Below are 15028 nucleotides of genomic sequence, written 5' to 3'. Positions count from 1 at the left end.
TCTAACAACTTCTGTTTAAATCTGACCTAATCTAAGAAAAAAGTGTACCTTTGAGTATCCCTTTTTTTATGTCAAAATTGAGTCAACAGTGTTTGAGAATGTATTACGATTTTCTCAGGTTTGCCATCTTAACAAATTTGAGCTGATTGAGAAAAAGTAATCCTGAAATGGATGGCGAAATAAGTAGCGAAAAAGAGCTTATTAATTAAATCGTAATTTTTTATCATATAAAAAAGAAAACCGCCCCGTACAGGCGGTAGCTGAATTTACTCAGCAAATAATAGAAGTGTGAACGGTCAAGGGCACACTTCTATTTTTTTGAATTATTGCTCTTTATTCAGACCAGTTGTAAATTCTTCCGACTTGAAATAAGTATCTATTTGTTCGACACTTTTTGAATACTCTGTAATGTTTAAAAGAGATTTATCACGTTTTTGGGTAGGATTGAATTGAAAATCTGGCGGGATATCACTTCTGAGAGAAGGAGGTGCTTTTCTCTTACCATCCGTAGTGATTCTTTGAATAAAACCTGCCAACCATAAAATGAACTCATCTTCATTTTTAATTTTAGGAATTAAACTTATATCTAACTGAACCTTACATTCTTGATTAGGCTTATTTAAACACTCTTCAAAATCAATAAAGTTGTAAAGTAGTTTTAATTTAGTTCCTTTAATTTCTTTACGAATTTCGATGATCAATATATTGAGGTTTTCTATGGGATCATTGTTGGTATCTTTCTTTTCTTGCAAGTTTCTATAGACTTTTTCAGCTATACGTAAAAATTGTGGCATTTCTTGCTCCTGCCAAGTCCATATCATTTACAGAGTATGAAGGTTTTTACGTTACCGATTGTATTTGTTCTGATGACTCATGTGAGTAATGATGATTTTGTGAAACGAAAGTCTAAGTGGATAATAATGTATAGAGTTTTTTTTGCTATCATGTTGTTTTTTATATTTATTAAAATATTACTTAGAAGGAATTGTTTACATAAAAAACGGATTGTAAAGATTATATAATTGTGGAATATAATGTTGCATTTATCTTTTGTGAGCTGATAAGTATCTAATTTAGAATAAACTATTTGTATTCATAAGCAATGAGAGCCGTAACAAGAATTTCTGAATTATTGTAAGTATGACAATGACTAATATTCTTAATATTTACTTTGAGATTATGGTTGGAAAATTCTTCCCTTAGCCATTTATTAATGGAGTTTTCTAAATCTTGAATTGATTTTTCTTCAAAAGACTTTATTTTAGACATTTATTACTCACTTTCATATCTCCTATCTGATAAATAGATTAGACAGTTAAATTTTTTTTGTGATGTTTTTTATTTATAAAATTGTTTCATATTAAATAAAGATGTTTAGTAATGTTTGGAAATAAATTTGTGTTAAATTTAAGATTTTGATTTATATCTATATTTGTTTTCCATAATGATGTTTTTTACATAAGTTTTCATTCTTTAAAGAAAAGCTATAGAAGAGGGGCTTAAAGATTACAATAAAAATGTTACTAATATAAGTCTTCAAATACATTAAAGAGGTATCTCATGTTAAAAACGATTATTACTTTGGGAACAGGTGTCGCTTTGGGTTGTTATTATAAATCTCACAAGGATAAGGCTAGATTGTCTGATGATAAAAAAAGTGATGCTCATGATTTAAATGAAGAGGTCAAAGGGAAAAAAGTTTTGAGTAAATTTATGAAATGAATTTAGATTAAAAAAGAAGCTTAAACCAAGCTTCTTTTTTAATGAATTCCTATCTTGGTGATTTTTCTAATATAGACATATACTTCTTTAAGTTATATGAAGTAACAGAATCCCAAATAGTCTATTTCATAGAGCGTAGGTCAAGAACCTTCAACACATATTCTGTAATTACTGATGACAAGGCTCCTTGTCGGCAAGAATTGGAGGTGATGGTAGATGATAAAAGTGACTCTAAAAATAAGATAGACTTAAATAACTGGCTAAATTTTTATTCATGGAGCAAAGGAATATATTTGCTCAGGTTATGGAAAATAGTCAGTTGATAAGTGCAGTGATAGAAGAATAGAACCTATTATCTATTAACAAAGACAAAATAGAGGTACAAAGTGATGAATAATCTATTATTAAAAAGTTTAACATTATGTTTTGTATTCAGTGTAGCTGGATGCGAAAAAAATAAAGACGCTGATACAATGAGTCGAGAGGAGACAACGACTCCCCATGCTTTAGAAACGGAACCAGTAGAAATGGATCATTCTAGAGAGGCTCAGTTACATGATGATTTACAACATGGTAGTTCTGCTCCTGTGATGAATGAAAGTGATGAAGCAGGTTTAACAAATGATAATACTCAAACGAACTTATCAAGTAGAACTCCTTCTAATTAAAAACTAAGAATTTTAAGGATGTTGTGGTTAAGAATTTTCTATGAAGTTTTTAACCACAATTAATTTAAGATTTCTATTATTGGAGATAAAAATTAATTCAATATCTTTATATAAATTTATAACGTGTGAACTTTGTCACAAAAAACCTTGTTTGCGATACTTGAAACTTTTTCTAATGTACTTTCTGTGTTTTTTCTACGAGATTTAATTTCATAATTTAAAACAATATTAACAATGGGTTACTTTATTTCCTGCGAAAATTCCTGAAGGATAAAATAAAGGAACTAACAAATGCCTCAGTACTTAAAATTAGCAGAGAAAATTTATAGTAATTTAAAAGTATCAAAAGGATTCTCTGATGATCCAGTTGAGGATCTTAATAATTTGATGATTGAGTTAAGAAATACAGTAAAAGATACAAATTTTAAGATGCTTCATCATTATATAGATTTTGAAGAGTTATTGATGAACTCACAAAACGCACCTATTAATATTGATATAAGTATTTTACCAAAGAGTAAAAATAAAAATGAATATATATTGTGGCTTGCGAGTTTTGTAGAAAAAGTCACGATCCCCACTAAAAAAGTAAAACAACCTATAAAGGATAAAGTTATTCAACCTAGCTATTGCTATGATGATTTAGGGAATATTGTAGATAAAACAAAAAAAGATGAAGATGCAATAGTTTTATATTTTCAATATAAAGAAACTACAACATAAAATGGATTAATGAAGATGGGGTGTAGATAAGGACTTAGCCCAACTCTTCGCTTGGCAACGTGGACATTCCTGTTCTAAATGCAGTAAATGCTGCGTTGCGCCACAATTCATACAAGAGTAGAAGGTTTCTGGACTCAAATATTCAGTTTTTTTATAATCTTTAGGAAACAAAGGTAAGCCCCATTTGGTTTCTTTCTCTGTATAAAATAAAATACTCAGTGAACCATCCTTATTATTGATATTATTATATTACATAAATAAAATGAGCTTATTAAAAAATAAGCTCATTTTTTACAACATGTCAGTTTTATATTTTATCCCAAGCATCTTTAATCGCTTGTTTAGCATGTTCCCATTTTAGCCTAGATTCAGCTTTTAGCTCTTCCCATGATTTCTCTAAACTACCTTCGACATCTTCGAATTGAGTATCACGGTCGTATTCAGAGCGTGCTCGACTACCAAGTTCATAAGCTTTTGAAAAATCTCGGTCATAATCTAAATCTGGTGTATCAAGTTGAGCTTCTTGATAATAGGGACGGGTGACATAGCTATTACGCCAATGATCATTTGGATCAATACTAACACGTGGATTTTGCTGATGTTGATTTGTAATATCTACTTCTTTCATTAGAATTCTCCGAATCACTAATCGAATGAATATAAAATTTAGGAGAATATTTAACTATTCTCCTAAATCTCTTCAGATCTAAAAATAATCAAATATTACTTTTGTTGATTATTTTGATTTGATCCTTGACGATTAGCGTCTTTTTGGTTTGAACCTTGTTGTTGAGAATCGCGCTTGTCTTGTTGCTGTTGCTGATGTTGTTGCTGACGATTATCATCATTTGGTTGTTTTCTTTGCTGATTGTTACGTTCTTCATTCGGCTGATTATTTGTATTACTCATGATCGTATACCTCATTTAACTATAATAAAATTATCTGAGTACATCAGATGGTTTTAGTAAAACATATTTTTTTATTTTGAAGTGGGTGAGCATGTTTCACTATATTTAAATGTAATTATTTTTTTATATTAACTAATTAATTAATAGAGACTTGTAGATATAACAGTCTTGAAAACAAAAACATTATTTAATATAAGTTCATGTTTGTACTACAGGATGAAACAAATCAAAAAATTATATTCTCAGCTTATGATTTCTTCAATTTTTTTACATATATCTATCAATAGGTTCTGTAGCTTTATTTCTGGTTTTCCTTTATATTCAGTTCGAAAACTATAAATCTTGTTTTTATAATCAATGCAATAGAAGAATGTTCCTACAGGTTTTTCCTTTGATTCAGATCCACCTTTTTTCAATAATCCTGTACATGAAACATAAATATCGGCTTTAATTTTTTTCTTCCCTTTTTAATCATTTCTTTAGTGACTTGCATTGATTCAGCGGTATGCCTTTGAATTAATTTGGATGAAATTTTAAGTAAGTCTTCTTTAACACTTAAATCATAGCAGACCAAGCTACCGATTAAGATATTTCCCGAAAGTGGGTTGAGTGAGAATTGGTAAGACAAATAACCGGCAGAAGCACTCTCAAAGAAAAATATTGTTAATTTTTTCTTCGCCAATATGGTACACGTTGTCTTTAACATTATTTGATCACCTTTTTAACGATTGATTAAATTATTGAGCATTTATTTTATTTATTTCCATTTTAAATAATTCAAAATATTGGATTGTAATTCTACTATTTTATATATGTTTGAATAAAAAGCTTTTTTTAAAATAATATGTTTTCCTGTTAACGTGCTTTAACAAAAAATCGGTATGAATAAAGATAGTAAGCCGTAAGCTTGTTTTTATGTTTTCAACTTGGAGAGTGAAAATGCCAGTTGTCGTCAAAAAAAGGTTACTTGATTTGATACAGGATGATCATCAAAATTATTATGAGTTAGTTTCTTTTTTCCTTGACGGGAATATTGCTAACATTGAAAAAGAGAAGAAGTCTGTCAGTTTATTAAAAATGGAACTTGAACAAGTATGTTTAGATGATGTTCATTTTCCCGATCAAATCGGTGATATAAAGCACTGGTATCTAGAGGAAAATAAAAAAACAGGTAATGCCTATCAAGATTATATAAGCCGAAGACAATTAGGTGGCCAGCGAGAATATTTTAAAAATATAGGTCAAGCCTTTGAATTTCTGATTAAAGTCTCACCGATAAAAAAAGTTGATGGCTCTTGGTTATATAGTATTGTGAATTATTGGAATGATCCTGCATTTCATGATCTTATTTTGATTTATTTGGAGGAATTGGGACTAGGTTCAGCTAAATCCAATCACGTATGTATTTATGATGATCTTTTAAGAGTTCTAGGTTTAGATGATTTTGAGCTTTTTCTCGATGATGAATACTACCACCATGCCGCAATTCAATTGGCTTTAGGGTATGCACCCCCAGAATTTATTCCAGAAATCGTAGGATTTAACTTCGGTGATGAGAAATTGCCTTTGCATCTTCTGATCACTAATTATGAGCTTAAAGAATTAGGGATTGATTCAAAATATTTTAACTTACATATTACGATTGATAATCTTGATAATGGTCATGCTTTTAAGGCGCTAAAAACATTAGAAAATTTATATAAAAAATTTAAGGATAAAGACGTTTTTATCAATAAACTAAAACGTGGTTATGCATTAAATCAACATGGAATTACCTCACTGCAAATTATTAACAATCTCAACTTAGAAGATTTCGTTCATAAAATTTTAAAGCGCAAAGCTTTGATTGGGCAGTTAGTACATAACGACAAGCAGCAAATCGGGTGTAAATCTATCAATCAATGGCTTTCTAATCCTGATGAAATTGGAAGTTTTATCAATCAATTGAAAGATAAAAAATGGATTAAACTTAATAAAGCCCCTGAAGAAAGTTTGTTCTGGAAATTGATTAGTCATGAAGATGGCAAGATGTATGGGGTATTTAATCCCACAGAAAAACAAATTATTCATGATTGGATTGCAGGAGAACAGTACGCGTCTACTTTTCTTTCCTATCACCAACATGTTGATAAAGAAAAGTCGATCCATGATTTTTTATTTAGTTATATCTCAGATGGTGAACTGGAAAACTTGCAAACAAGAGTCAGTCAGACCAGTAATCTGGCCCTTAAGCTTTCAAAGTTGACACCTTTTTTAGCTCCAGATACTCATCACAAAACTATTGGGTTATGGAGTACACAAAAATATACGGAACTTTTATTTCCTTATTTAACAAGTTCACTTAACCGATAACGATTCATCAAAACTTTTTATTTTCTAGCCGACCGTAAGTAGATCGCCAAAAATTCCAATAAGTGCGATTGTACATATCCTTTTTTTGGATTTAGCATGATGACAAACATTAGATTGCAGTTATTTTGACTAGAACGACTGCAATCCTTTCGATGTGTTGGTAGTTCGGTTGTTCTAACTCTTCGCCAAATACATCAGGATCGATTTCTTCATAGGTACATTTCAAAGTTGGATAATTGATGATCCAACTTTGAATGGCTTCCAAAAACTTATTGCCGTATTGGCTGATTGAAATTCCTGTATATAGAAAAATACTACCATTCGGGGCAAGTCTTTTTACCGCCTCTCTTAGAATGTTGAAGGACAATTCTGTGCCATCTAAATTGTTTCCACCATGCCGATACTGCCGTTCTTGGATATCCATCAAATAAGGGGGATTGGCAAATATAAGATCAAAATTCCCCTCTAAATTAGAAAATAAATTGCTATGAATAGGATAAATATTTTCTAAGCCATTAAATTGTTGGTTTAGCTGACTATAAAACAAGGCCTTAGGGTTAATGTCCGCAGTAAATATCTCAGAAATTGAGGGAAAGCGTTTTGCAATTGAAATCGCGACAGCTGATGTCCCACAGCATAACTCCACAGCTCGTTGGCAGGATGGAGATTGAGTGAGTAAATATTGCTTAAGATGATAATAAAATCGATAGGTGTCTGGGCCAAAAAACACGGCATCATTTTCTACGGTTGGAAAAGCAGAATGAATAAATAATTCATCCTCTAATGATGCAACACGGATTTTACTGAAACATTGGTTGTTCTCAATGCGGATAAGATCTGCTTTTTCCAAGAGGACAAAGAGTTGAGGCTCTAAATCTTCAGGAGCGAAAGGCAGATTCCATCCAAAAATATCTCTAAGTGTTATAAACCTTGATGTTAAACCTTCTTTTCTTTTTATAATACGTTCATGGGTTAGTGGAGTAATTACTGTAAATCGATAATTTTGCTCTTTTAAAAATTTTAATAAAAAGAGCAAAGCATGTTGCTGGAGAAGCGATGTATCAAGGTGTTGTTTCATTGTAGGTCTCTTATTTTTATAAAAACCTCTGAGCTGAGGTTGAGTGTTTACTTAACCATTGACGATTTCACCACCATTGACGTGGATCACTTGTCCCGTAATATAGCTGGCATCATCTGAAGCTAGAAATAGAAAAGCAGGGGCGACTTCACTGGGTTGTCCCATTCTTCCCATTGGCGTATTTTTACCAAACTCTGCCACAGTTTCTGAGTCAAAACTACTCGGGATCAATGGTGTCCAAATTGGACCAGGTGCAACCCCATTTACGCGAATTCCTTTTTTCTGTTTCATCAAGTTATTGGATAAGCTCCGAGTAAAGGTTGTAATCGCGCCTTTGGTGCTGGCGTAATCAATTAATTCATCATGACCCTGATAACTGGTAATACTGGTGGTGTTAATGATGCTATCTCCTTCATTTAAATGAAGAAGTACCGCTTTGGTAAAATAAAACATGGAAAAAATATTGGTTCTAAAAGTTGTTTCTAGTTGTTCATCGCTGATATTCACTATATCGCTTTGTTGAAATTGTACCGCTGCATTATTGATTAAAATATTTATTTTACCGAACTCATTGATCACTTTGTCGACACTATCAATGGCAACATTTGGATCGGTGATATCCGCTTTAATTAATAAACATTGTTGACCTTCTTTTTCTACTAACTGCTTTGTTTCCTCTGCATCTTCTTGTTCCTCTAAGTAAACAATGGCGACGTCTGCACCTTCTCTTGCAAATAAAACAGCAATAGAGCGACCTATGCCACTATCTCCACCGCTAATTAAAGCGACCTTGTTTTTAAGCTTATCACTTCCCTGATGTGTTGTTTTGATGACCTCTGGGATAGGGTGCATCAGTGTTTGTTTACCAGGTTGATGCTGTTGCTCTTGTGCGGGAGCTGAAGCAGGATATTCATGGGATGTATTGTTCATCTTTGCGCGTCCTTAAAATAGATACATTCTATAGTCTTTTAAAAAAATGTTATTTTGAGTAAAGACTATATTTAGATTGGTTGTGTTTGTATTTATTGCGTAGTGAGTGACGGTTGAATATAAATTAAATTTATAGAATTAATGCTATTTGATAAGTAAGTTTTTAATAGGGTTGTTCTAAAAATAAATATAATTCAGATTCAAGTGGTGCTGATAATGCTGTGTGCGCATCAATAAACTCAATTGATAAGAATTTATAATTTGTTTTAATTTTAAGCGTTATATTTATAAAAAAGTATTTTCTAAGCTTGAGATACTTAAAAGAAAGGTATTGTTGGATATTGATATTTTATGGAATAGTGTACTTTTTGAATTGTCTTGAAATCTTTCTAGGTGCTTTGTAGCCTAATGGTTAAAAAATATGTTTGAAAATTCTAAATAAATAGCATATATCAATTACTTAGCGTTCAAAGTAAAAAAAATATAATACTTATAACTCTTGTTACAACCATTTAGTCGACAAAGCCACAAATTTTTTACATAGTAGGCTATATTATTTGGGAGAATTATCATGAATAAGATCACTGTGATGATTAAAGATCAGGAAGAAAATGAATCTATAGTCGTTGCGCAGCTGAATGACATAGAGGATCACGAAGTTCCCATCTTTAAAAGAATAGAACATATTGAGGTTGAGGGGCGGGATATTTTTCCGAATATGGATTTTATTTTTGAAGATGAATTGGATGGAAAAACCTATAAAATAATTTCTCTTGTTAATGATAAAAGATTTATTTAAATTATTCAGGTACTTAAATTATTGTAAATAAATAGCCCACTTATTTGAATCCATTAAGTGGGTTTTGTTTTATAAAGATAAACTTTTTAAAAGATTAAGCAATAAAATAATGATTTAAAAGTATGGAGTAGTAATCAAAATATTGTATGAATGTCAGTTTATTTAGTTAAAATATTAAAAATCAAGAAAAGAACTTGCTGATTGTATCTAAGCAAGCTCTTTGTAATGAAATTATATTTATTGTTTATCGCTATCAAGTAATTGGGTTGAGACCTTTAACAATATCATTAAATTCAGAACCATTTAACCAAAAAGATTTCTTTAAGAAGAGGGTAGTCATAATACTTTCTGCTGCTTCACTATTCTGGCTTTCACAAAACAGTCCATAGCTATTGCCTAGTACAGTGTTGTTTTCAATAAGACGAATAAAGTAAGCATGTTGTTCATCAGCATAGCCAAGAATTGCATCACGTCGACTGTCCATTTTTCATGTCTCCACATCAAAAATATTTGAATAAAACCTAACGGCTGATAGATCAGATTTATTCGTGAATGAGATCAATAACTTAAATGCCATATAGAAGTGGAAAGCATCATAAGTGATTCATTTCAAACATTAATCTCACTTTGTTTTACATCCTTGTCCAAGTTAAACAAATGAGGGTCTGATCTATGAAATTTATTGTTATGCAAAATTAATTGCACGTCAACTTGAATTTGTAACTTTTTCAAGTTAAATTGAATTACTGTTGTTAATCACTTGGATTGGGAGGAAAGATGTCCAAAAAAAATGACTTTGAGCATGGCGGTGCGAGAGCAAATGCTGGGCGGAAGGCACAATTCAGTGAACCGACCAAAGTGATTCGTGTTCCTGAATCCCAAGTGGATTTCATCAAAAATTGGTTACTGAATAATGTCAAAACTGGCACGCATACAGATTTGACCTCCACAATGAAAATTCAAAATGTTCAAGCGAACAATGATCGAATTTACCACATTCCACTGGCAACGGAACGTGTTGCGGCGGGATTTCCATCACCCGCACAAGATCACGTGGAGCAAGCACTGGATTTAAATCAGTTTTTAATTAGAAATGAAAATTCTACTTTTATTGTGAAAGCCAATTCACTGTCGATGTTAGATGTCGGAATTGATATTGATGATCCTTTAGTTGTTGATCGGAGTATTCCAGCGAAGTCGGGTGATATTGTGATTGCATTGATTGACAATGATTTTACGGTGAAACGCTTGATGATTGATCATCATTTTAATCCACCAAAAGTATGGCTAAAGGCTGAAAATCCTGATTATCAAAATATTTATATACATGAGGGACAGGAGTTGGTGATTTGGGGTGTGGTGACGTATAACTTGAAACCGATGAGGTAAGTGTCAATGAATGTACCACAACGTATTTTTGCTTTGATCGATGTAAATAACGCTTATGTTAGTTGTGAGCGTGTATTTAATCCAAAGTTAGAAAATCGTCCTGTGGTTGTGCTTTCAAACAATGATGGCTGTGTGGTTTCTCGTTCTTATGAAGCAAAAAAGCTTGGCATAAGAATGGCTGTGCCTTTATTTCAAATTGAAGAAATTATTCGGCAGCATCAAGTTGAAGTACTTTCAAGCAATTATGCCTTGTATGCAGAAATGTCACGTCGTTTCATGAATATACTAGGTAGTTTTGTCGATCCTTGTGAGCAAGAAGTTTATTCGATTGATGAATGCTTTTTAGAGTTGACTGCTTATCAACAAAGTTATGACTTAAGTGAATATGCCCGTCAAATTTTAGCGACAGTCAAAAGTTGGTTAGGATTACCATGCTGTATCGGTATCGGATACTCCAAAACACAAGCCAAACTTGCGAATAACTTAGCTAAAACGCATACCTGTTTTGATAGTGTTTGTAATATGGTTGATGAAGATCCTTGTATTATTGAAGACTTACTTCTTCATACACCCGTAGGAGAGGTATGGGGTGTCGGACGAAAGATTCGACAGCGCTTAGAAAAAATGAATATTTGTTCAGTACTAGATTTAGTCCAAGCAGATCCCAAAATGATCGGGAAGCAATTCTCTGTAGTAATGGAAAATACAGTCAAAGAATTACAAGGAATGGCGTGTTTAGAAATTGAAGATGTTATTTCAGACCGTCGACAAGTATTAAGTAGTCGTTCCTTTGGTCAACCGATTGAAGATAAAAATAGCCTAAGTGGTGCTTTAACTGAGTTTAGCTTGCGGGCAATAGAACGCCTTCGCAAACAAAATTTATTGTGTAAGGCTGTTGGGATCAGTATCCGAACCAATCGATTTAATAAAGAACAATATTATCGTCCATATACCATGGTGTATTTGGCTGATTATAGTGATGATCGTTTGGAAATTATAAAAGCGGTACAACAAGGCTTAGACCGAATCTATCTAGCAGGGCATCGTTATAAAAAAGCAGAGGTCATTTTGTTAGACATCATTCCGCGACACAGCCATGCGGTTGATTTATTTCATGATACGGATGAACTGATTGCTCGTCAGAATCTTTCGGTCGCTTTTGATGAAATTAATGAACGATTTGGGCGAGATATGATGACATTCGGGCGATTGATTACTCCGCAAGGACGAACTTGGGGAATGACTCAAAATCATAAATCACCCAGTTATCTGACCAAGTGGGATGAAGTATTGAGGGTTGGGTAGATTTTTTAAATCAGCATTACCAAAGGCATTCGCGTGGGATATGCACGATGTGCTCTGATTGTTGAGTTAGTACAGCTTATCGAATATTTTCCCACCATTGCTTAAAGCTTTGCCGATCATTATCCAGTTCCACTAATTCACCAATCATTGGGGTTGCAAGACGATACTTCCTCGATTTTGAATACTCAGCAATTCTTGTGATCGGTTCATACCATGGGTGTTTGGCTAAACTAAATTTGGAATGATGTACGGGAATCATATTGCGCGCTTTTAGTTCTTCAGTCGCTTGTGCCACTTCATTTGGATGACAATGTACAGCATGCCAAGCGGCATCATATTGCCCATTTTCCATCAATGCCCAATCAAAAGGCCCATATTTTTGACCGATTTCGACAAAGTGCTTGTTATAACCGCCGTCGCCTGTATAAAAAATCTTTTTGTTTGGTGATTGAATAATGAATGAAATCCACAAATTTTTTCCGCCATCGAAAGCACGTCTTGAATCATGATGGGTGGTTTCGGTGATAATGGTAATGCCATCGTCAAACTCAATGCGATCTCCCCAATCTTTTTCAATCAGCATGCTTTTGGGATAGCCCCAATATTCAAAGTGTTCTCCAACACCTAAGCCCGTGATCACATATTTTACTTTGTTCTTTAATTTAAGAATGGTTTTATAATCCAAGTGATCATAGTGATCATGTGAAATCAGTAAATAATCAATCTCAGGTAATTCTTCGACGGTGTATATATCGGTTCCTCGATAAGCGCGTGTTCCCCACGGCAAGGGAGAAACTTTGCCACTCATGACAGGGTCAATTAAAAATTTTTTGCCGTGTAGTTGCATAAATACGGAAGAATGTCCGAACCAGATCATGACATCTTGCTGAGGATCTAGTGTTTGGAGATTGGTTTTAATCGAGGGAATAATATCTTTGGGTCTGCGATGAGGAATGGTTTTGATAAATGTTCTATAAAGTTCAATGAGAGTATGGGAGCAATCAGCCATGCCTAATTTTTCAGTGAGATTGCGAAATTGACCTTGTTGGTAGTTAGGAGAGTTTTTGATACGTTGCAGTCGTTCACCAGAGGGGCTTTTGCCAAAAAGAGGATGCTGTAAATATAAGACGCAGATAAAAATAAGCAGGACGAGAGTGAGGGTGAAAACAATAAGCATAAATCGCATTCCCTTTTTATTTGGGCAGTTGATAGTCAACATTAATAAAAAGTAAAAGCGACAAAATGATGAAATATTGTCTAAAGTCGACGAATGAAAAATCATCTATTCTTATTTAATATTTGTCTAAGCGAAGGATAAAGGTATTTTGATCAAGCGATCGTGTTGGTATTGGTGTGATTGAGCAAAAGGAAGCCATTTAGAGGGCTGTGGTTTATGCTAGACTATAGGCAAATAACAGTATTGAAAATGGCTGTGCGTTAGCAGAACGAGTAGGTAAAATGATTGGGCAGCAGAGAAACATATTAGCAACTTTAGGAATAGATATTTGGATTCCTAGAGAGGTTGTATGTCAAAAAAATACTGCACCGAATCTATGGCGAGATCAAGTTGTCGAAGAAACCCCGCAATCTCCTGTGCTTACATTTGATACAGCGCCAATTTCTGAAAATATCCAAGTCGCACCAGTAGCAACGCCGCCGATAATTGAAATAGACGTTCCTCAAGCAACTGAAGTTGTCGCAAAGCCTGTTGTCAAAGACATTGTTGTTGAAAAAGAGCAGGTCGTTATAACGACACAAGTTCAAGCGTTTGAGCTGCAAATGTACATTTTAGAAAGCTGTGCAATTTTGCTAGAAAGCAGTCAACTGAGCGATGCTCAAAGACAGTTGTGGCAGAATATTCAGAAAGCCAGATTGGGACAATATGCTGAGTTGAAATGGCCATTTCCATTGGCAGCTTTTCAGGAAAGCCGAGGATTATCTTCATATATTCAAGGTTTCTTGGATGCGACCGCTACCAATAAAAAGATTTTATGCTTAGGTCATTTAGATTTTATTCAGCATTCTAATATATTGCATTTAGCCAGTTTAGAAGAAATGATTGCTCAACCCTTATTAAAAAGACGATTGTGGCAATTGATGCAATAAAAGAGTGGATGTTTCATAATGAAGAAAGTTGTTGTGTTTAGTCAAATTAATCAAGACGTTTTAGCACGGTTACAGCAAGATTATCAGGTAGTGGTACTCAACCCAAAGTTGGGTGATATCAATGCGCAAATCCGAGCTGAAGTCGTGGATGCAGATGCCATGATTGGTGCTGGGCGTTTACTCAATCAAAGTAACTTAGCAGCTGCACAAAAACTTAAAATTATTTCTACTGTTTCAGTGGGCTATGATAATTACGATATCGATTATCTGAATCAAAGAAAAATTTGGCTCGCGAACACGCCACATGTATTAACAGAAACTACAGCGGATTTAGCTTTTAGTTTATTGCTGAGCGCAGCACGAAAAATTCCACAACTGGATGCTTGGACAAAACAAGGTCAATGGAAACGAACAGTTTCAGCTGAACAATTTGGTGTAGATGTATTTGGTAAAACCTTGGGTATTATTGGTCTAGGTCATATTGGCGCAGCAATCGCTCGTCGAGGCTTTCATGGCTTCAATATGAACATCTTGTACCATAATCGCCGTGAAAAAATAGAAGTCGCTCAAGCATTCAATGCCCAATATCGTGACCTCGACCAGTTATTACAACAATCTGACTTCATTGTGGTTGCTGTTGATTTAAATAGCCAGTCACAGGCGCTGATTGGAGAGGCTCAATTTGAGCTCATGCAGAAGCATGCTGTATTTATCAATATCGCACGTGGCTCTGTAGTTGATGAGAATGCACTACTTGAGGCATTACAACAAAATAAAATCTTTGCTGCGGGTTTAGATGTTTATGCCAAAGAGCCATTACAGGCATCTCCCTTATTTGAGCTGCCAAACGTGGTGACTGCACCTCATATTGGTTCAGCAACGGCTGAAACACGGAATAAAATGGCCAATCTCGCTTATCAAAACTTAATTGATGCCTTAGAAGATCGAACGCCACGTTATTTGGTCAATCCAAAATTTGAATAAATTCTTACATGTTGATTGCTGAATAATTGCTCTAATCTATGTTTTAACGCTGATTAATATTGC

Annotated in this window: 16 protein-coding genes and 2 pseudogenes; 9 read left to right on the top strand and 9 right to left on the bottom strand. The window is 33.8% G+C overall.

The genetic code is table 11. From position 1 onward, the window contains the following. Nucleotides 1–323 precede the first annotated feature (323 nt). Entirely contained in the window at nucleotides 324–794 is a 471-nt protein-coding gene (locus tag EAH57_RS00540; RefSeq protein WP_121928392.1) for a hypothetical protein, read from the bottom strand. Nucleotides 795–1560: 766 nt separating this feature from the next. On the opposite strand from EAH57_RS00540, the gene EAH57_RS15905 reads away from it, so the two are divergent. From EAH57_RS15905 to EAH57_RS00520, 3 genes are all read left to right on the top strand, one after another. Next, the gene (locus EAH57_RS15905) at nucleotides 1561–1722 is read left to right on the top strand and encodes a hypothetical protein (protein WP_171407338.1); all 162 of its coding nucleotides are present in this window, start codon (nucleotides 1561–1563) and stop codon (nucleotides 1720–1722) included. 389 nt (nucleotides 1723–2111) lie between these two features. Next, a complete protein-coding gene (locus tag EAH57_RS00525; protein WP_121928389.1) occupies nucleotides 2112–2390 on the top strand; it encodes a hypothetical protein in 279 nt (92 codons plus the stop codon). Between the two features lie 291 nt (nucleotides 2391–2681). After that, on the top strand, nucleotides 2682–3113 hold the full coding sequence (locus EAH57_RS00520; protein WP_121928388.1) for a hypothetical protein: 432 nt from the start codon (nucleotides 2682–2684) through the stop codon (nucleotides 3111–3113). Between the two features lie 6 nt (nucleotides 3114–3119). On the opposite strand, the pseudogene EAH57_RS16070 reads toward EAH57_RS00520, so the two are convergent. The 4 genes and pseudogenes from EAH57_RS16070 to EAH57_RS00500 form a co-directional block, all read right to left on the bottom strand. Next, nucleotides 3120–3341 (bottom strand): annotated as a pseudogene (locus EAH57_RS16070) (DUF421 domain-containing protein); the annotation flags it as partial. A gap of 79 nt (nucleotides 3342–3420) precedes the next feature. Next, the gene (locus tag EAH57_RS00510; protein ID WP_121928387.1) at nucleotides 3421–3741 is read right to left on the bottom strand and encodes a hypothetical protein; all 321 of its coding nucleotides are present in this window, start codon (nucleotides 3739–3741) and stop codon (nucleotides 3421–3423) included. Nucleotides 3742–3836: 95 nt separating this feature from the next. Next, entirely contained in the window at nucleotides 3837–4022 is a 186-nt protein-coding gene (locus EAH57_RS00505; RefSeq protein WP_005196089.1) for a hypothetical protein, read from the bottom strand. A 242-nt stretch (nucleotides 4023–4264) separates the two neighbouring features. Then, nucleotides 4265–4728: pseudogene (locus EAH57_RS00500) on the bottom strand (CinA family protein). A 233-nt stretch (nucleotides 4729–4961) separates the two neighbouring features. On the opposite strand from EAH57_RS00500, the gene EAH57_RS00495 reads away from it, so the two are divergent. After that, nucleotides 4962–6374: an iron-containing redox enzyme family protein gene (locus tag EAH57_RS00495; protein ID WP_121928386.1), complete on the top strand. Its 1413-nt coding sequence runs from the start codon at nucleotides 4962–4964 to the stop codon at nucleotides 6372–6374. Nucleotides 6375–6483: 109 nt separating this feature from the next. On the opposite strand, the gene EAH57_RS00490 is transcribed toward EAH57_RS00495, so the two are convergent. Both EAH57_RS00490 and EAH57_RS00485 read right to left on the bottom strand, forming a co-directional pair. Next, nucleotides 6484–7452 carry a methyltransferase gene (locus EAH57_RS00490; protein WP_121928385.1) on the bottom strand — a complete coding sequence of 323 codons (969 nt, stop codon included), beginning with the start codon at nucleotides 7450–7452 and terminating at the stop codon, nucleotides 6484–6486. A gap of 51 nt (nucleotides 7453–7503) precedes the next feature. Then, the gene (locus EAH57_RS00485; protein WP_121928384.1) at nucleotides 7504–8382 is read right to left on the bottom strand and encodes an SDR family oxidoreductase; all 879 of its coding nucleotides are present in this window, start codon (nucleotides 8380–8382) and stop codon (nucleotides 7504–7506) included. 571 nt (nucleotides 8383–8953) lie between these two features. On the opposite strand from EAH57_RS00485, the gene EAH57_RS00480 reads away from it, so the two are divergent. Beyond that, nucleotides 8954–9181, top strand: a complete 228-nt coding sequence (locus EAH57_RS00480; protein ID WP_004671973.1) for a hypothetical protein — start codon at nucleotides 8954–8956, stop codon at nucleotides 9179–9181. Nucleotides 9182–9434: 253 nt separating this feature from the next. Here the strand turns inward: EAH57_RS00480 and EAH57_RS00475 are convergent, their stop codons facing one another. Then, a complete protein-coding gene (locus tag EAH57_RS00475) occupies nucleotides 9435–9665 on the bottom strand; it encodes a hypothetical protein (RefSeq protein ID WP_004671971.1) in 231 nt (76 codons plus the stop codon). Between the two features lie 293 nt (nucleotides 9666–9958). Between EAH57_RS00475 and EAH57_RS00470 the strand changes: the two genes are divergently transcribed. Both EAH57_RS00470 and EAH57_RS00465 read left to right on the top strand, forming a co-directional pair. After that, on the top strand, nucleotides 9959–10570 hold the full coding sequence (locus EAH57_RS00470) for a LexA family protein (protein ID WP_121928383.1): 612 nt from the start codon (nucleotides 9959–9961) through the stop codon (nucleotides 10568–10570). A gap of 6 nt (nucleotides 10571–10576) precedes the next feature. Then, nucleotides 10577–11875, top strand: coding sequence for a Y-family DNA polymerase (locus EAH57_RS00465; RefSeq protein WP_121928382.1), 1299 nt, complete (start codon nucleotides 10577–10579; stop codon nucleotides 11873–11875). A gap of 76 nt (nucleotides 11876–11951) precedes the next feature. Here EAH57_RS00465 and EAH57_RS00460 read toward each other — a convergent pair whose 3' ends face one another. Further along, entirely contained in the window at nucleotides 11952–13052 is a 1101-nt protein-coding gene (locus EAH57_RS00460) for an MBL fold metallo-hydrolase (RefSeq protein WP_121928381.1), read from the bottom strand. 281 nt (nucleotides 13053–13333) lie between these two features. Here EAH57_RS00460 and EAH57_RS00455 point away from each other — a divergent pair, with 281 nt between their 5' ends. Both EAH57_RS00455 and EAH57_RS00450 read left to right on the top strand, forming a co-directional pair. Next, nucleotides 13334–13981: a hypothetical protein gene (locus EAH57_RS00455; RefSeq protein ID WP_121928380.1), complete on the top strand. Its 648-nt coding sequence runs from the start codon at nucleotides 13334–13336 to the stop codon at nucleotides 13979–13981. 18 nt (nucleotides 13982–13999) lie between these two features. Further along, nucleotides 14000–14965, top strand: coding sequence for a 2-hydroxyacid dehydrogenase (locus EAH57_RS00450; RefSeq protein ID WP_121928379.1), 966 nt, complete (start codon nucleotides 14000–14002; stop codon nucleotides 14963–14965). Nucleotides 14966–15028: the final 63 nt, after the last annotated feature.

The sequence above is a fragment of the Acinetobacter sp. 2JN-4 genome (genome assembly GCF_003687745.1).
Lineage (GTDB): Bacteria > Pseudomonadota > Gammaproteobacteria > Pseudomonadales > Moraxellaceae > Acinetobacter > Acinetobacter halotolerans.
Note: the sequence above shows the minus strand (reverse complement) of the source record. Positions and strands in the feature narration are given on the sequence as shown.